The following is a 16,296-nucleotide window of genomic DNA, read 5'->3' as shown; positions in this document are numbered from 1 at the left end:
GGCACCCCGGTCAACGAGGCACGGCACTAGCTCCGGAGGCGGGCAAGGGCACGTCGCCCGGATCGACGGGACCCATGTCGAGGTGGAACGGCGGATATTCGTCCCGCATGAGGGCAACGTAGGCGATGACGCGGTAGATCCAGCGGTTCAGGCCGAGCAGGAGGTCGAAGATCCCCCGCCAGTATTGCCCCGTGAACAACAGGATCACGCCCGCGATGAGGACCAGCAGCCCCATCAGGGAGATGCCTACGCCATACTGAACCCACTGGCCGTCACGGTACTCCCACGCCCTCGCCGTCCCCGTCAGGATGCTGATAATCAGCAGATGCGGAATGGCCAGCAGCCACGATTTCACCAGCACCAGGCCGCGGGACAGCCGTGCGGGATAGTCGACGTCGAAGTCCGCCGGGTAGTCGGTGCGCGCCAGGGTGAAGGGCGGGTAGGCGTCCGTGCCGATCGCGCTGAAGGCGTAGTAGGCCACGCGCCAGTTCCAGCGGATCACGCCGACGCTGAAGTTGAACAGCGAGCGGGGGTAGTGCGCCGTGAAAAGGATCGCGAACCAGGCCACGATCGTGACCACGGCGAAGGCGAACCACAGGAAGAACAGGATGATGCAGTGCGGGATGGCCAGGAACCACTTCACCAGCCACATCCAGCGCGACAGGTTCGGGTCCAGGTAGCCGTGGAGGCGCGCGGGGTACACGTAGGCTGTCGTCGCGCCCGGCGTCATCGGATAGGGAGTTCCCGGCGCGGCGGCGTAGGCGGCTACAGCGCCTGCCGGCGCAGCCATGTTGTAGGAGGCAGCCACGTTGTGTTGGCCAGGGGCGGTCCCGGGCGCGTACGGGCCCACCGGGTACGGCTGGCCGGCCTGGGGTGGCAGCTGGCCGGGAGGGACGCCGCTGCCGGGGCCGCCCTTGCCCGCAGCGCGGCCGAGCCCCGCGGCGCCCAGCACTATCAGCGGCACTCCGATCAGCAGCATCACCAGGCCGCCGATCAGCAGGCCGATGAACACAGGCAGGAGCAGACCGGAACGTGCCCCTGCCTGCAGGTTCACGCTTACCGGGGCACTCGCGTCGGCGTTCATGACCACTACGGCCCAGTCTCCGGACCGAAGGTCCCAGGTGAGGTCCTGCTCACCCGGGCCCGTGGCGGTCGCGGCCCAGAAGTTCTGCTGCGCCGGATCGGAGGGGATGCTGGCGCCGGGCACATCGCGGTACAGGACCCGGAAGGGGTTGACCCTGATGTTTGCGATTTCGGTGTGACGGACCCCGGCCAGATAGGCTGCGACGTCAGCCTGCGGCCCAACGCCGATGAAGATGTCCTTGCCGGGATCGGTGGTGGAACCACGGAGCAGCACGCTGCCCGCAAAACCCGGCGGGACGCCGTCGCGCATGCCGCCCCCGGTCCCGAAGTCCAGCCCGGGCGTGGTCAGCGCGTAGGAATTGGCGGTGAACGGCGCCGGCTGTGTGATGAAGTACCTGCCGTCGCGCTGCTGGTAGTTGACCCAGCCCGCGACCCCGGCGCCGGCCAGCAGCCCCAGCCCGAGCATCGCGCACAGCGCGCCGATCACCAGCATGACAATCCGGCCTGCTTTCATGGCCGCCACCGTCCTCTCAGAAGGTCCCTTTTCAGAAGGTCCCTTTCAGATGGTCCCTTTTCAGAAGGTCCCTTTCAGATGGTCCGCCTCAGATGCTCGGACCACTTTTACGCCGTGATCACCACTTTGAGGGCTTTGGTCTCCGCCGCGCGGGCGAAGGTGTCGTACGCCTCCATGAACTCGTCAAAGATGAAGTGGTGGGTGGCGAATCTGTCCGCCGGGATTTTTTGCTGTGCCACGAGCTTGAGCAGCATGGGGGTGGTGTTGGTGTTTACCAGGCCCATGCTGATGTTGATGTTCCGGATCCAGAGGTCTTCGACGTGCAGTTCCACGGCCCTGCCGTGCACGCCCACGTTGGCGACGTTGCCGCCGGGCCGCACGATGTCTGTACACATCGTGAACGTCGCCGGCACGCCGACCGCCTCGATCGCGACATCCACGCCCTGCCCGTCGGTCAGGACCATCACCTGTTCCCTCCAATCGGCGTCGCTGGAGAGCACCACATCCGTGGCACCGAATTCGCGCGACTTTTCGAGCCGGTTCGCGTCGAGGTCGACGGCGATGATGGTCGCGGCGCCATAAAGTCCGGCGGTACAGATCGCGGCGAGCCCAACGGGACCGGCGCCGATTACGGCCACCGTGTCGCCGGGCTTGACCCGGCCGTACTGCACGCCGATCTCAAAGCCGGTGGGAAGGATGTCGGAGAGCATGACGGCTTGTTGGTCGCTTACTCCTTCCGGCAGGAGGTGCAGGGAGTTCTCGGCGTACGGGACGCGGACGAACTCAGCCTGGGTGCCGTCAATCAGATGCCCGAAAACCCAGCCGATGCCCGAGGTTCCTTCCTCGCCGAGGCAGTGTGAGTACAGTCCCGTCTTGCAGTTGGCGCAGTGCCCGCAGGACTTGATGCAGGAGATGATGACGCGGTCCCCGACTTTGAGGCTGGTCACGGAAGCGCCGATCTCCGTGATGGTGCCGACACCTTCGTGGCCAAGGATCCGGCCCCTGGCTACGGTCGGGACGTCGCCCTTGAGGATGTGCAGATCCGTACCGCAGATAGTGGTGGTGTCCACTTTGACGATCACATCGCTGGGGTTCTGAATTCTAGGGTCGGGGACCTCGGTCCACGACTTCTCTCCAGGCCCGCCGTAGACGAGGGCTTTCATACGTGTTCCTTGGCTTTGAGAATGACTAGTGGGTCCACCAGGCGCAGGCGGCATGGCGTCTCGGTGCCGTCGATCCCCGAATACAGCAATGAGACGCGGGCGCGCTCACGGAGTTCCTCGATCGCCGCGGCCGAGACGCGGGCATGCGCAAGGTCCAGCACGAGTTCGAACCCGGGGAGCTTGCCCGAGACGCGGCGGCACACAACGTAGAGTGCCCGCACGTTGGCTGCGGTCACGATGCCGTGTACCTCGATCCGGGCTGATTCGGCGTCGGCGTTAAGGCGGATGAGAACTTTGAGTTTAGGGTCCCCCGAATGGTGGTGCATGGTCATGTGGCCGTGGTCTCCTGCCTTTCCTGCTGAAGCCGGAAAATGCAAAACGCCATTTCCTTCCCCAATGTGCGGTGAGACCCGTACTGCATTCCATGGGGCGATTCCTCCCTCAACTACGCGGCCCCCAACTGGCCGTGCAGGAACCTCCCCACAATCAGCTTGGTGGGGACCCGTTGCAGGGGTAAGGGGCGAAAGTCCCTTGTGCCCATGCGGCGTCGGCTGGCTTTGGGTCAGGGCCTGTGGGCGCCTAGCCTGTTCCTATGTCTGATCCACTCGATCCCGGCCGCGCACCGGATCTCGTGCTGGCCTCCGCCCGGCTGCCCGGGGACCACGCCAGCTTCGACGTTCATGTCCGCGACGGCGCCGTGTCCGCGATCGTCCCAACGCGCCCGGACGTGGCTGCGGCCCCGGCCGGCACGCGGGTGGTGGATCTGGACGGCCGCTGCGTCATTCCGGGGCTGTGGGATGAGCATGTCCACATGACGCAGTGGGCACTGGCCTCCAACCGGCTTGACCTCTCCGGCGCCGGCTCGGCGCGCGAGGCGGCCGCCGTCGTCGGGTCTCACATCACTGACTCTCATGTCCCCGGCGTCGACGGCGGCGCCGGCACCGACGGCGGTGGGGCCGCTTCCGGAGCTGTCGCGACGCTGGTCGGCGTCGGTTTCCGCGATGCCGTCTGGCCGGACCTGCCCAGCCYGGACCTCCTTGACGGCGTGACGCGCGGCCGGCCGACGGCGCTTATCAGCCACGATCTCCATTGCGTCTGGCTCAACTCCGCTGCGGCCCAACGATACGGGGTGCCGGTGGATGCGGACGGGCTGCTCCGGGAAGATCCGGCGTTCGCCCTGACCCGTGAACTCGGCCGGCTCCCGGTTACGGTGGTGGATCCGTGGGTGCAGCAGGCGGGGAAGGATGCTGCCGCGCGGGGCGTCGTCGGGATCGTGGACTTCGAGATGACGTGGAACCGCGACGCCTGGCTGCGGCGGATTTCCGGCGGTTTCGCTGCCCTGCGGGTTGAAGCCGCGGTCTATGCGCAGGATCTTGACCGGGCCGTGGCCGAGGGGCTGCGGACCGGGTTGGAGGTGACCGGCAGCGGCGGGCTCCTGACCGTGGGCCCACTGAAGGTGCTGATCGACGGCTCGCTCAATACCCGCACGGCGTTCTGCGTCGACCCGTATCCGAACGGCGGCCACGGCCTGCTGACGGTGAGCGAGACCGAGCTGCTCGCCCTGCTGGTCCAGGCGCGGCGGGCTGGTTTTGTGCCGGCGGTCCATGCGATTGGGGACGCGGCCAACCGGGTCGCGCTGGATGCGTTTGAGGCGGCGGGCATCGCCGGGCGGGTGGAGCATGCCCAGTTTGTCCGGAGCGAGGATTTCGCACGCTTCGCCCGGTTGGGCGTGACCGCGAGCGTCCAGCCCGCGCATGCCCTTGATGACCGGGACGCCGCCGAGGCGAACTGGCCCGGCCGCACGGACCGGTCGTTCCCGCTCCGTTCGTTGGTGGCCGCCGGGGCAACGCTCGCCCTTGGTTCCGATGCTCCGGTGGCACCGCTGGATCCGTGGACTGCCATGTCCGCCGCCACGGCGCGGGCCCGGCAGGATGGCCGCGGGCCGTGGCATGCCGAGCAGGCCCTCACGCGGCAGGAGGCCCTCACGGCGTCAACCCGCGGCCGTGGCCGGCTCCGGGTTGGGGATCCGGCCGATATTGCCGTGCTCGACGGCGACCCGCTGACGGTTTCCGACGCCGAGTTTGCGGCCATGCCCGTGGCCGCCACATTGGTGGCGGGACGGTTTACTCACGGCGGTCTGTAGCCGCGTGAGATGCCTTGGCCAGGGTGCTTGGCCTACTTGCCTTTCACGCGCGCCTGGACGAGGTTGGCGAACGGCAGCCGGCCATGGTCTTCGCGGAACCGGGCGTGGTATCCGGCCTCCGCCCCGGTGACCGCCTCTGCCGGCAGCTCCTTCCAGGCAATCAGGAGGGAACCGGGGTCGGCGAGCTGCCAGATCAGCCGGCCGTCCCAATGGCCCGGCGGCTTGCCCTTGCCGAAATCGATGAACTCCTGGATTTGTCGACGAAGTCCGCGGTTGCCCTTGCTGCCGGCGCCCGCTTTCCCGATGTAGACGACGTCGGCGTCGTCAACCCACTCCGCGCTCAACGCAGACTCCGCTACGGAGGGCTCCTTCTTCTTGAAGACCCCCGCCGTGCTCTTGGGCAGGAACCCCGGCTCATAGCCTGCAGGCCGCAGCAGCGCGAAGATCCCGGTCCGCTGCGGGATCCGGTTGACGTCCGCTGCTGCGAGGGGCCGAAACCCCGTAAACCCGTCTTCTTTGAGTGTCTGTCTGTTGATCGGCATGGATTCCTTGACTTGGGGCAGTGTGCGCCCTTGAAGCTTACGGAAGAAAGCGTGCGGAAGTCCGTGCTCAGCCGCGCGTGAAGGTGCCCAGCCCGGTTTGATCGTAGAAGTCGAGCCTGACGCTCGGAGCCTTGGCGTCCGCGTTGGCGGTGACGCCGGCGGCACCCGTGGCGAAGATGGCCCCGGCGAGGCCGTTGGCGTTCTCCCCGATGGACTCAAAGCTGACGGTGGGAAACGGCCGGTCGCAGGCTCTGTCCGCGCTGACAAGATCTCTCCCGGCGTCGGCGTCGGCGACAAAGAAAAGACGCCCTCCACCCCGGTGGCAGCTTGGCGTCAGGCCTGCAGGTACCTTCGCGATCTCGCTATGAGAAGGCTCGGACACTTCAATGTCCCGAACAACCCGGCGTCGTCAGATGGTTACCTGCAGGTACTTAAAGCCTACGCCCGCCCCATCGCCAGAACCAGAGGAAGTAGGCCATTGACCCGCCCTTGGCGACCGAAATGAATGCCCCGCCCGAACCACCCCCTGCCGCGAAAGCGTAGAGTGGAGGAAGCCGCCTGATTCTGGACGCCAAGTGCTGAGGGAGAAATCGTGACGATTGACTGGGACGAAAAAAAGACCCTGCTGCAGGAGCCGAACATCGCCGCGGTGACGCAGCTGTGCGACGAACTCATGGAAAAGAAGCCTGGATCCGTGGTCCCCTACATCGACCCCATCCATGACGAGGACGAATGCAGGATCGTCAGCCTGCATATCAGCCCCGGCAAGGGCACGGAATCGGGGTTCGTCTCGCACTTCAATGACGATGAAGCCGCACGCCGCGCCACCTCCATCTACGAGGCCGCAGAGCTGGATCCCCGCTACGTCATGCCGTGGAATGCCTACCCGTGGATCCGCGATCCGGACGCCGCCTCGGCCCTCAACGTCCAGGAGAAGACGGACGGCCTGCGGCCCTTCCGCCAGTTCCTGAAGATTAACAAGCGGGTCTCGGCCGTGATTGCCCACGGCGCCGACGCCCACTCCTTCCTGACGCTCTTCGAGAAGACCTACCATTCCTCACTGAAGAACCATGGCGTCAAGATCTACAAGGCCACCGCGCTTGGCGGCCGCGCCTTCGCCGTCTCGGCAGCCAAACAGGAAGAGCTCCTCGCCAAAAACGTTGAGGTCTACAAAGACGCAATGCAGCGGGCCGGCATCCAGCACCTCTGAGGCATCGCGCCCCGGCAGATTACGACGCCGGCAGCTGCGGCGGTCGCGTGTTGCCGCCACATCCATACGATGCCGCCGGATTACGCCGCCGCCCGGTTTCGACGCCGTCGGCATCACCCCGACAGCAGCCTGCGCCTGTGCCTGAGCTCCTTGAGCCAGTCCCGGGTGACCATCGCCGAAAACGGCGCGGCGCCGTCGTCGGTCATCGAGCGGAACGCCGTACCCGCCTGAAGGTCGGTCAGCAGCGGCCCCGACGCCCTCAACGCCAGCTCAAGAACCTGCACGGCTGACCGCTCAGTCAGCCCCATCCCCGCGGCCCAGCCCAGGAAGTGCTTCCTCGAGATCCCCGTCCGCTTGCCGTCCAGGGTCAGGGCGAGTGTCTTGTCGCCATACACAACAGTGGAGGGGATGTCGTAGACCGGTGCGATGGCCCACTCCCCGGTTGGCTGCTGCACCATGGAAACGTTTTTGGCATGCAGGTCACCGTTGCCCGTAAGCCACGCAAATGCCGCCTGGAGAGCCAAATTCCGCAAAGCAGGCAGCGGAGCCGCGCAGTACGCCGCCAGCGCTTGGCACACCTGCCCGTAGCCCACGTTGTATTTGTCCGCCGGGTAAAGACCCAGCACCTGCGCTCCGTCCTCGACGGCGAGACGCTGCACGGCATCCGGCGACCCGGCCGCCGCCTTCGGACCCGCCGCCTTCGGAGCCGCCAATTCGGCGACAGGCACCCGGTCGAAGCGTTCAACGAGCAAGCCCGGCCGGCCAGCGACGTCGCGGATCAGCTGGACTCGGCTCAACGGAATCCGCAGCCGCGCCGCGTACCGGAACATCGCGTACTCGTTCTCGACGACGTGCGGGAACTCGGGCGCGTTGAGTTTGAGGATGTACCGCCGGCCGGAGCTGGCCACCGGCATGGAGATCATTCCCGCGGACAGCTTGTCCTGCACTCCGGCCAGTGCCACGGGGTCAATGAGCCCGGAGTCGCCCAGCAGGGCATCGAAATCGACGGGCGTCCCGGGGTCAAGCTCGACGGCGTGCTCGTCCGGGTCCAGCTTCTCGCCATGTCCGACGATCTGCACGTCACCCACCGGATTGGCGCCGGCCGCGATGAGCAGGGACAACTCATCGTCCACGCTGGTCTTGACGGAGCGGCGCAACGCATTTAGCCGCCGCCCCTCCGGCAGGAGCCCGGTGAAATACGGCGGAGCAGCCCCCGCCGCGGACAGGACGGGGTCCGCAGTCAGCGGCAGGGAACTTGCGACGGCGGGCCCGCCGGACGCCAGATAGGCCGGCAGGTAGCTGAACCTGGTGCCGCCGTCGTGCCGCTCCAGCCGCGCCGCCAGCAGGCCGGCCTTGTAAATATCCGCAATGCGGTGCCTCATGGCCGGGCCTCCGGGCCGTTCCGCTGATTGCCGTTTGCCGGCGGTTCGCTGGCACCTATATCTCCGCTGGTTGAAGGCCCGGCCAGCGCCCGGGCGGCGGCACTGGTCCGGGTCTGGATCCGGAGCTCCAGCCCAAGCGTGCCCAGGAGTGCCAGCAGGGAATCCAGCTGCACCGTGCGTTTGCCCTGTTCGACGAACCGGACGAAGCGCTCGGAAACCCCGGCCAATTCGGCCAGATCACGCTGGCTGAGCCGGAGCGCCCCGCGCCGGCCGCGGACCTCAGCGGCGAGGTCGTCCGTAAACGAGTTCCCCATGGCCGCCTTTCCGTTGATCAACTCACGTTTGACTCGCGCCTATAGGTACGAACGTGCCGTTTTGGGCGTATTTCCAGTATAGATCGGACAAACGCACCTGCACAGGGTAGTTCCGGCACGTTCGTACCGGCGGAGCGGGGCATCCAGTCATGGAATGGACCTTTCCGTCCGGAGGGCGCATGGCAGTGCCCCCAACGTTGAACTGCTCAACATCGGGTGGGCCGCCGTCGCCGTCACAATTGACACCCGGTGTGACGCCTGCCATATTTTAAGGCGTGAACCTGTCAGACAGCCGGACAGCAGGACAGCCGTTGGCCCGCCTTAGCGCGGCCGAGGCAGTCTTCAATGTCCTCCGCTCCGAAATCGAATCCGGCAAGCTCGGCGTCGGCACCAAGCTGAGCTCCGAGGCCAACCTCGCCCAGGAGTACGGCGTGAGCCGCTCGGTGGTCCGCGAGGCACTGCGCTCATGCACCGCCCTGGGCCTGACGGTCACCAAGACCGGGCGGGGAACGTTCGTCGTCGCCAACCACGTGGCCAAGGACCTGGTCCTGGGCCAATATTCCGCGCACGACCTCACGGAGGCGCGTCCCCATATCGAGGTTCCTGCCGCCGGTTTGGCTGCCGAGCGCCGATCACCCGAGGAACTGGCCATGCTCCGGGACGTCGTCGCCGCGATGACCGGCGAGGACGACCCCGAAGTCTGGGTGGGCCTGGACTCCAGCTTCCACGCATTGATCGCGCGGGCAAGCCGGAACAAAGTGTTCGAAAACGTCGTCGCGGACATCCGCGACGCCCTCGCCCACCAGTCCGAGACCCTAAACATGGTGGCGGACCGCCAGCACGCGTCCAACGAGGAACACCGGCGCATCCTGGCCGCCATTGAAGCCGGCGACGCCGCGACGGCGCGCATCGCCATGAGCCAGCACCTCCATGCGGTGGGCATTGCCCTCGACTCGATCCTCAACCCCTGACGCCAGACGTCAGCGCCTGACACCCCTTTTCCGCAAGCACCGGGTCAGCAACACAGTGACCACCCACAACCACCCCGCCAAAAGGACGCAATGATTTCTCCCGCCCTCGCGCACATCCCGACCCCGCTGGCCCAGGAGCGGCTCCCGCAACACGCGCCACTCGCGGTCCAGACCCGCGACGGCATCGTCGAAAGCGTCCACTACGGCTCGGCCATCGCCACCGCGGCGGACGGCCGGATCCTCCTGGCCGCCGGCGAGCCCCTCGCCCCGTTCTACCCGCGGTCCGCCCTGAAGCCCCTGCAGGCCGTCGCCATGGTCCGCGCAGGCCTTGACCTCCCGGACGAGCTCCTTGCCCTCACGGCAGCCAGCCATTCGGGCGCCGCAGCCCACCGTGACGGCGCGCTCCGCATCCTGGACCTGCATGGGCTGACCCCCGAGGACCTCGAGAACAGCACCGACCTCCCCTACGGCGCCCGCGAGCGGGAGGACTGGCTCGGCGACGGCGGCCAGCCCACCCAGCTGGCCCAGAACTGCTCCGGAAAGCATGCCGCCATGGCCGCCACCTGCGTCATCAACGGCTGGCCGGTCCGGGGCTACCTGGACCCGGAACACCCGCTGCAGCGGCTCGTGGCCCAGACCGTGGTGGACCTGACCGGCGAGGACCCGCAGCGCACCACCACTGACGGCTGCGGGACCCCGCTCTTCGCCCTGACGCTGCGTGGCATGGCGCGCGCGTTCGGACGTCTGGCCGCGGCGGAGGGTTCCGACGGCGGTGCGGAAGCCGCCGTCGCCCGAGCCATGCGCAGCAACCCCGAGATGGTTGCGGGCGAGGACCGGGATGTCACCGCCCTGATGCGCCTGGTTCCCGGTTTGCTGGCCAAGGACGGCTTCGAGGGCGTCCAGCTGGTGGGCCTCCCGGACGGCCGCGCCATCGCCGTAAAGGTCTCCGACGGCGGAGACCGGGCCCGGATGCCCGTCACCGTGCGCCTCCTGGCCGCGCTCGACGTCGACACCTCCCCCTTGGCGCGCCTCGCCGCGATCCCCGTGCTGGGCGGCGGCCGGCCCGTCGGGCTGCTGCAGGCCACCGATTTCCCGGCTGCCCCCAGTTCGTTCCCCCAGACCTCCAACGCCTCCGACGACCTGTAAGGACCGCCATGACATCGCCCGACGAACGTGCAGACTTCCGCTCCGAACACGACCTCYTGGGCGACCGGGATGTTCCCGCCGACGCCTACTGGGGCGTCCACACCCTCCGGGCCGTGGAGAACTTCCCGATTACCGGCCAGCCGCTCTCCTCCAACATGTACCTGGTCCGCGGGCTGGCCGCCGTGAAACTGGCCGCCGCACGCACCAACCACGAGCTCGGACTGCTCGACGCCSAGCGCGCCACAGCCATTGAGGAAGCCTGCGCCGACGTCCTGGACGGCAAACTCAGCGAGCAGTTCGTGGTCGACGTCATCCAGGGCGGTGCCGGGACGTCGTCGAACATGAACGCCAACGAGGTCATCGCCAACCGGGCCCTGGAAATCCTCGGCCACCCGAAGGGCGACTACGCCCGGCTGCACCCCAACGACCACGTCAATCTCAGCCAGTCCACCAACGACGTCTACCCCACCGCGGTCAAGCTCGGCACGATCTTTGCTGCCCGGGAACTGCTGGAAGCGCTCACCGAGCTCGAAGACGCCTTCGCCGCGAAGGCCCTCGAGTTCCGCACGGTGGTGAAGATGGGCCGCACGCAGCTCCAGGACGCCGTCCCCATGACCCTCGGCCAGGAATTCGGCACCTACGCCGTCACGATAGGCGAGGACCGGCTCCGCCTGGCCGAGGCCGACCTGCTGATCCATGAAATCAACCTCGGCGCCACCGCGATCGGCACCGGACTCAACGCGCCGGCCGGGTACGCCGAGGCCGCCTGCCGGCACCTGGCCGAAATCACCGGCCTGCCCCTGGTCACGGCCGTGGACCTGATCGAGGCCACCCAGGATGTCGGCGCCTTCGTGCATCTTTCCGGCGTCCTCAAGCGGGTGGCCGTGAAGCTCTCCAAGATCTGCAACGACCTCCGGCTGCTCTCCTCCGGCCCGCGCGCCGGATTCGGCGAAATCAACCTMCCGGCCGTGCAGTCCGGCTCCTCGATYATGCCCGGCAAGATCAACCCGGTCATCCCGGAAGTGGTCAGCCAGGTCGCCTACGAGGTGATCGGCAACGACGTCACCATCACCATGGCCGCAGAAGCCGGCCAGCTCCAGCTCAACGCCTTCGAACCCATCATCGTCCACAGCCTCCACAAGAGCATCTCCCACCTGGAAGCCGCCTGCCGCACCCTCACGGCCCGCTGCGTCCGGGGCATCACCGCCAACACCGAACACCTCCGCCTCACTGTGGAGCAGTCGATTGGCCTCGTCACCGCCCTGAACCCGCACCTGGGCTACGCCACGGCCACGGCCATCGCGCAGGAAGCCCTCGCCACCGGCAAGGGGGTCGCGGAGCTCGTGCTTGAACACGGGCTGCTCACTGCCGAGCAGCTCACCGAGCTCCTCAGCCCGCAGCGCCTGGCCAACCTGAGCAAGTAGCGCACCCTCGAACCCCGAAGGACCCCGATGACTCATCCCGAAACTGCCCGTGCCCAAAAACAGCCAGCCCAAGAACTGTCGGCCCAACAACAGGCCGTCTCCGACCACACCATTCCGGCGCATGCCCATGCCTCCGGGGCCGCGCTCCACGCCGAGGACCAGGGCTACCACAAGGGCCTGAAACCCCGGCAGGTCCAGATGATCGCGATCGGCGGTGCGATCGGCACTGGCCTGTTCATGGGCGCCGGCGGCCGTCTCGCCACCGCCGGACCGGCCCTGATCATCAGCTATGCCGTCTGCGGGTTCTTCGCCTTCATGATCCTGCGCGCGCTCGGCGAACTCGTCATGCACCGGCCGTCGTCGGGCTCCTTCGTCTCCTACGCCCGCGAGTTCTTCGGCGAGAAAGCCGCGTTCGTCACGGGCTGGCTGTACTGGCTGAACTGGGCCATGACGGCGATCGTGGACATCACCGCCGTCGCGCTGTACATGAACTTCTTCAAGAAGTACTGGGCGCCCATCGCGGACGTGCCGCAGTGGACCTGGGCCCTGGCAGCCCTGATCCTGGTCCTGGGCCTGAACCTCATCAGCGTCAAGGTGTTCGGCGAGCTTGAATTCTGGTTCGCGCTCATCAAGGTCGTGGCGCTGGTGTCCTTCCTGGTCGTGGGCATCTACTTCGTCATCTTCGGCACGCCCGTGGCAGGCCAGGAGGTCGGCTTCAGCCTGATCGCGGACAACGGCGGCCTGTTCCCCAACGGCCTGGTGCCGGCCATCGTGGTGATGCAGGGCGTCGTGTTCGCCTACGCCTCGATCGAACTGATCGGCACCGCCGCCGGCGAGACGGAGAACCCGGAGAAGATCATGCCGCGGGCCATCAACACGGTGATCGTGCGCATCGCGGTGTTCTACGTCGGCTCGCTGGTGCTGCTCTCCCTCCTGCTGCCCTACAGCTCCTACAAGGCCGGCGAAAGCCCCTTCGTGACGTTCTTCGGCTCCATCGGCGTGGACGGCGTGGACGCCATCATGAACCTCGTGGTCCTCACCGCGGCGCTGTCCTCGCTCAACGCCGGCCTCTACTCCACCGGCCGGATCATGCGTTCGATGTCCGTCTCGGGCTCCGCGCCGAAGTTCGCAGCGCGGATGAACAAGTCCGGTGTCCCGTATGGCGGAATCGCGCTCACCGCCGCCGTCGCGGTGCTGGGTGTGGTCCTGAACGCCGTGGTCCCGGCCGAGGCGTTCGAGATCGTCCTCAACGTCGCATCGCTGGGCATCATCAGCACCTGGGCCATGATCGTCCTGTGCCAGATGCAGCTTGCCCGGCTCGCCGCCCGCGGGGAACTCCTCCGGCCCGCTTTCCGCATGCCGGGCGCACCCGTCACGGGCTGGATCACCCTGGCCTTCCTCCTGGCGGTGCTGGTCCTGATGGCCTTCGACTCGCCCGTGGGAACGTGGACCATCGCGTCCCTGGTGGTGATCATTCCGCTCCTGATGCTCGGCTGGCGCCTCTGCCGGGACCGCATCCTGGAAATCGCCGCTGTGCGCGACGGGTTCACCGGCCCGTACCCGCTCGTCGCCAACCGCCCCGCAGGGAAGAACGCAGCGGGCACCGACGGGATTTCGGAGTAGCACTCCGGCGTTACGCGGCCGCGTCTGCGGCCGCGTAACGCAACGTCCCCGCAACCCCTCGCGCACCCGGTTCGCATATGCTCAGCTCAAGACTCAACATGGCTCAGCGACGAACCACCCGGGAGACAGCTCATGACCAACTGGCGGATCAGGGATTTCCATTCGGCCGATCTAGACGGGATCCTGCACCTCTGGGAGTCCCTGAAGGCCACCAACGTCGAGCCGGTCTACGCCCTCTCCGAGGTGCTTGCCTCCTGCGAAAAGGACCATGCCGTCGTCGCGGTGCAGGGCGAGCAGGTGGTGGGCGCCGCCGTCGGACGGGCCGCGCATGACCAGGGCTGGATCGTTTTCCTGGCCACGCTGCCGGATTTCCGGGGCCGCGGCATCGGCACGTCGTTGCTGGCCGCGGTGGAGAACAGGATGGCCCCGCACGGGCTGAACAAGCTCTCGGCCCTGATGCCCGAATCCGAAACCCGGGTGGAGGCCTTCCTCGGCCGCGGTTTCGCGCTGAAGAAGAACCTGCGTTACTTCGAGCGGAAAATCCCGGTCCAGCGCCAGGAACTGGAACCCCTCAGCCTGCTGGGCGGCCGGATCCTGGCCCGCGACCTCTGGGAGAACGTGGCGGGCATGCGCCGCGAAAAGGAACTCCTGGAACGCCGGCTGGTTCTTCCGCTGGCTGAGGCCGACCTCGCCGACGAATACGGGGTGGTGCCGCCGCGGGCGGTGGTCCTCTTCGGCCCTCCCGGCACGGGCAAGACGACCTTTGCCAAGGCGATCGCGTCCCGGTTGGAGTGGCCGTTCGTGGAGGTCTTTCCCTCCCGGCTGGCCGCCGACCCCAAGGGGCTGGCCGGGGCGCTGCGCGAGACCTTCCTGGAGATCGCCGAACTGGAGCACGCCGTCGTGTTCATCGACGAGGTGGAGGAGATCGCGGCGCAGCGCTCGGGCGAGCCGCCTTCTCCGTTGCAGGGTGTCACCAACGAGCTGCTCAAGATCATCCCGGCCTTCCGCGAACAGCCCGGCCGGCTCCTGGTCTGCGCCACCAACTTCATCCGCGCCCTGGATTCGGCGTTCCTGCGGCACGGCCGGTTCGATTACGTCATCCCGATCGGCCTGCCGGACCGGCAGGCCCGCGAGGCCATGTGGCAGCGCTTCATCCCCGCCGCCGTGGTGGACGACGTCGACGTCGAGCTCCTGGTGGACCGCGCCGAAGGCTTCTCCCCCGCGGACATCGAGTACGCGGCCCGCAGCGCCTCCCAGCGGGCGCTGGAAAAAGCGGTGTACGACGACGGCGGTGCAGCCTCCGGTGGCAGCGCCTCAGTCCGCGAGGCGGTCCGGAAGGGCCCCTCGACCCAGGACTACCTCGATGCGATCGCCGAAACCCGGACCACGGTCAGCCCCGAAGTCCACCAGCAGTTCCTTGAGGACATCGACGCCCTGGGCCGGGTGTAGACCGGCGCCCTGGCCCGCCCAGGTGACCTGATTCACAAGGCTGCAACCTCGTCGCAACCCTCGCCTCCCTAGGCTCTAGGCAACGGCCATCATCCGGCTCAGCACATGTACCGGCGATGATCGCCTCACCCACACCCCTTGTGAGGCTTTCGGCGGACAACGGGCACCCACGGCCGGCTTCTGGCGTGATGCTCAAATTCAGGCCGGCGCACTATTTGCTGCGGCTACAAGCGACGAAGGAATATCGACAATGACGACGATGAAAGCTGCTGTTGTTACCGAATTCGGCAAGGACCTCCAGATCCAGGACCTTCCGGTGCCCACCCCGGGACGAGGCGAGGCCCTGGTCAAAGTACTGACCAGCGGGGTATGCCACACAGACCTGCACGCCGCGGAGGGCGACTGGCCGGTCAAGCCGTCACCGCCGTTCATTCCCGGCCACGAAGGCGTCGGCGAGGTCGTTGCCGTCGGGGAGGGCGTCACCGATCTGGCCGTCGGCGATCTCGTGGGAAACGCCTGGCTCTGGTCGGCCTGCGGCGACTGCCAGTACTGCCGGACCGGCTGGGAAACCCTGTGCGAGGCCCAGCAGAACGCCGGCTACAGCGTTGACGGCTCCTTCGGCGAGTACATGCTGGTCGACAGCCGTTTTGCCGCCCGCATCCCGGCCGGCTCGGACCCGGTGGAAGTCGCACCCGTGCTCTGCGCCGGCGTGACCGTCTACAAGGGCCTGAAGATGACCGAGGCCAAACCGGGCCAGTGGGTCACCATCTCCGGCATTGGCGGGCTGGGGCACATCGCCGTGCAGTACGCCGTGGCCATGGGCCTTCGGGTCGCCGCGGTGGACATCGCGGACGACAAACTGGCCCTGGCCAAAAAGCACGGCGCCGAGCTGACGGTCAACGCCCTGCACGAAGACCCTGCCGAAGTCATCCAGCGCGAAACCGGAGGTTGCCATGGAGTCCTGGTCACCGCAGTGCACCCGTCAGCGTTCGGCCAGGCCATCGGCATGGCACGCCGCGGCGGAACGATCGTTTTCAACGGCCTGCCGCCGGGGGACTTCCCCGCGCCGATCTTTGAGATTGTGCTCAAGGGCCTGACAGTCCGGGGCTCCATCGTGGGAACCCGGCAGGACCTCGAGGAGGCCCTGGACTTCTACGCCCAGGGCAAGATCCACCCCACGGTTTCCACCCGGAATCTCTCCGAGGTCAATGCCGTCCTCGATGAAATGAAGCACGCCAAGATCGACGGCCGCGTGGTCCTCAAGTACTGAGTCACTAGGTACTGACCACTCCTGGCTGCCTGCGGCGGCGTATCCCTGGGCGCGCCTGGGGA

15 protein-coding genes are annotated in these 16,296 nt (G+C 67.2%); 8 read left to right on the top strand and 7 right to left on the bottom strand.

The genetic code is table 11. The annotated features are described in order from the left end of the window. Positions 1 to 10: 10 nt before the first annotated feature. From AC1DEY_RS07910 to AC1DEY_RS07900, 3 genes are all read right to left on the bottom strand, one after another. Complete coding sequence (locus AC1DEY_RS07910; RefSeq protein ID WP_476867476.1) at positions 11 to 1,597, bottom strand: DUF4389 domain-containing protein; 1,587 nt, start codon at positions 1,595 to 1,597, stop codon at positions 11 to 13. A gap of 107 nt (positions 1,598 to 1,704) precedes the next feature. Beyond that, on the bottom strand, positions 1,705 to 2,760 hold the full coding sequence (locus AC1DEY_RS07905; protein WP_476867475.1) for a zinc-dependent alcohol dehydrogenase family protein: 1,056 nt from the start codon (positions 2,758 to 2,760) through the stop codon (positions 1,705 to 1,707). After that, the gene (locus tag AC1DEY_RS07900) at positions 2,757 to 3,092 is read right to left on the bottom strand and encodes a hypothetical protein (protein WP_441411123.1); all 336 of its coding nucleotides are present in this window, start codon (positions 3,090 to 3,092) and stop codon (positions 2,757 to 2,759) included. Before AC1DEY_RS07900 ends, AC1DEY_RS07905 begins: the two co-directional genes overlap by 4 nt. A gap of 260 nt (positions 3,093 to 3,352) precedes the next feature. Between AC1DEY_RS07900 and AC1DEY_RS07895 the strand changes: the two genes are divergently transcribed. Further along, the gene (locus AC1DEY_RS07895; RefSeq protein ID WP_476867474.1) at positions 3,353 to 4,903 is read left to right on the top strand and encodes an amidohydrolase; all 1,551 of its coding nucleotides are present in this window, start codon (positions 3,353 to 3,355) and stop codon (positions 4,901 to 4,903) included. A gap of 32 nt (positions 4,904 to 4,935) precedes the next feature. Here the strand turns inward: AC1DEY_RS07895 and AC1DEY_RS07890 are convergent, their stop codons facing one another. Both AC1DEY_RS07890 and AC1DEY_RS07885 read right to left on the bottom strand, forming a co-directional pair. Then, positions 4,936 to 5,445 carry a hypothetical protein gene (locus AC1DEY_RS07890; protein WP_476867473.1) on the bottom strand — a complete coding sequence of 170 codons (510 nt, stop codon included), beginning with the start codon at positions 5,443 to 5,445 and terminating at the stop codon, positions 4,936 to 4,938. A gap of 67 nt (positions 5,446 to 5,512) precedes the next feature. Next, positions 5,513 to 5,827 (bottom strand): hypothetical protein, encoded by a 315-nt coding sequence (locus AC1DEY_RS07885; protein ID WP_476867472.1) that lies wholly within the window; start codon positions 5,825 to 5,827, stop codon positions 5,513 to 5,515. 210 nt (positions 5,828 to 6,037) lie between these two features. On the opposite strand from AC1DEY_RS07885, the gene AC1DEY_RS07880 reads away from it, so the two are divergent. Then, positions 6,038 to 6,655 carry a uracil-DNA glycosylase family protein gene (locus AC1DEY_RS07880; protein ID WP_441411126.1) on the top strand — a complete coding sequence of 206 codons (618 nt, stop codon included), beginning with the start codon at positions 6,038 to 6,040 and terminating at the stop codon, positions 6,653 to 6,655. Between the two features lie 113 nt (positions 6,656 to 6,768). Here AC1DEY_RS07880 and AC1DEY_RS07875 read toward each other — a convergent pair whose 3' ends face one another. Together AC1DEY_RS07875 and AC1DEY_RS07870 are read right to left on the bottom strand one after the other, a co-directional pair. After that, a complete protein-coding gene (locus tag AC1DEY_RS07875) occupies positions 6,769 to 8,037 on the bottom strand; it encodes a type II toxin-antitoxin system HipA family toxin (protein WP_476867471.1) in 1,269 nt (422 codons plus the stop codon). Then, on the bottom strand, positions 8,034 to 8,351 hold the full coding sequence (locus tag AC1DEY_RS07870; protein WP_476867470.1) for a type II toxin-antitoxin system Y4mF family antitoxin: 318 nt from the start codon (positions 8,349 to 8,351) through the stop codon (positions 8,034 to 8,036). Before AC1DEY_RS07870 ends, AC1DEY_RS07875 begins: the two co-directional genes overlap by 4 nt. 275 nt (positions 8,352 to 8,626) lie before the next feature. Here AC1DEY_RS07870 and AC1DEY_RS07865 point away from each other — a divergent pair, with 275 nt between their 5' ends. The 6 genes from AC1DEY_RS07865 to adhP all read left to right on the top strand — a co-directional run bounded on the left by AC1DEY_RS07865 (position 8,627) and on the right by adhP (position 16,234). After that, the gene (locus tag AC1DEY_RS07865) at positions 8,627 to 9,322 is read left to right on the top strand and encodes a FadR/GntR family transcriptional regulator (protein ID WP_476867469.1); all 696 of its coding nucleotides are present in this window, start codon (positions 8,627 to 8,629) and stop codon (positions 9,320 to 9,322) included. Positions 9,323 to 9,412: 90 nt separating this feature from the next. Next, on the top strand, positions 9,413 to 10,468 hold the full coding sequence (locus tag AC1DEY_RS07860; protein ID WP_476867468.1) for an asparaginase: 1,056 nt from the start codon (positions 9,413 to 9,415) through the stop codon (positions 10,466 to 10,468). 8 nt (positions 10,469 to 10,476) lie between these two features. Beyond that, entirely contained in the window at positions 10,477 to 11,892 is a 1,416-nt protein-coding gene (locus AC1DEY_RS07855) for an aspartate ammonia-lyase (RefSeq protein WP_476867467.1), read from the top strand. A 27-nt stretch (positions 11,893 to 11,919) separates the two neighbouring features. Continuing rightward, positions 11,920 to 13,515, top strand: coding sequence for an amino acid permease (locus AC1DEY_RS07850; RefSeq protein ID WP_476867466.1), 1,596 nt, complete (start codon positions 11,920 to 11,922; stop codon positions 13,513 to 13,515). A 132-nt stretch (positions 13,516 to 13,647) separates the two neighbouring features. Further along, entirely contained in the window at positions 13,648 to 14,964 is a 1,317-nt protein-coding gene (locus tag AC1DEY_RS07845) for an ATP-binding protein (protein WP_476867465.1), read from the top strand. Positions 14,965 to 15,223: 259 nt separating this feature from the next. Then, positions 15,224 to 16,234, top strand: a complete 1,011-nt coding sequence (adhP, locus tag AC1DEY_RS07840; protein WP_441411140.1) for an alcohol dehydrogenase AdhP — start codon at positions 15,224 to 15,226, stop codon at positions 16,232 to 16,234. Positions 16,235 to 16,296: the final 62 nt, after the last annotated feature.

This window comes from Arthrobacter sp. 05T47, from assembly GCF_056395825.1.
The sequence above is the reverse complement of the archived record's forward strand: the minus strand, read 5'-3'. Positions and strand labels throughout refer to the sequence as shown.

Coding starts and splice junctions, on each gene's coding strand:
- AC1DEY_RS07850 (WP_476867466.1), top strand. CDS start 11,920: ATGACTCATCCCGAAACTGCCCGTGCCCAAAAACAGCCAGCCCAAGAA.
- AC1DEY_RS07890 (WP_476867473.1), bottom strand. CDS start 5,445: ATGCCGATCAACAGACAGACACTCAAAGAAGACGGGTTTACGGGGTTT.
- AC1DEY_RS07860 (WP_476867468.1), top strand. CDS start 9,413: ATGATTTCTCCCGCCCTCGCGCACATCCCGACCCCGCTGGCCCAGGAG.
- AC1DEY_RS07900 (WP_441411123.1), bottom strand. CDS start 3,092: ATGACCATGCACCACCATTCGGGGGACCCTAAACTCAAAGTTCTCATC.
- AC1DEY_RS07870 (WP_476867470.1), bottom strand. CDS start 8,351: ATGGGGAACTCGTTTACGGACGACCTCGCCGCTGAGGTCCGCGGCCGG.
- AC1DEY_RS07875 (WP_476867471.1), bottom strand. CDS start 8,037: ATGAGGCACCGCATTGCGGATATTTACAAGGCCGGCCTGCTGGCGGCG.
- adhP (WP_441411140.1), top strand. CDS start 15,224: ATGAAAGCTGCTGTTGTTACCGAATTCGGCAAGGACCTCCAGATCCAG.
- AC1DEY_RS07845 (WP_476867465.1), top strand. CDS start 13,648: ATGACCAACTGGCGGATCAGGGATTTCCATTCGGCCGATCTAGACGGG.
- AC1DEY_RS07910 (WP_476867476.1), bottom strand. CDS start 1,597: ATGAAAGCAGGCCGGATTGTCATGCTGGTGATCGGCGCGCTGTGCGCG.
- AC1DEY_RS07905 (WP_476867475.1), bottom strand. CDS start 2,760: ATGAAAGCCCTCGTCTACGGCGGGCCTGGAGAGAAGTCGTGGACCGAG.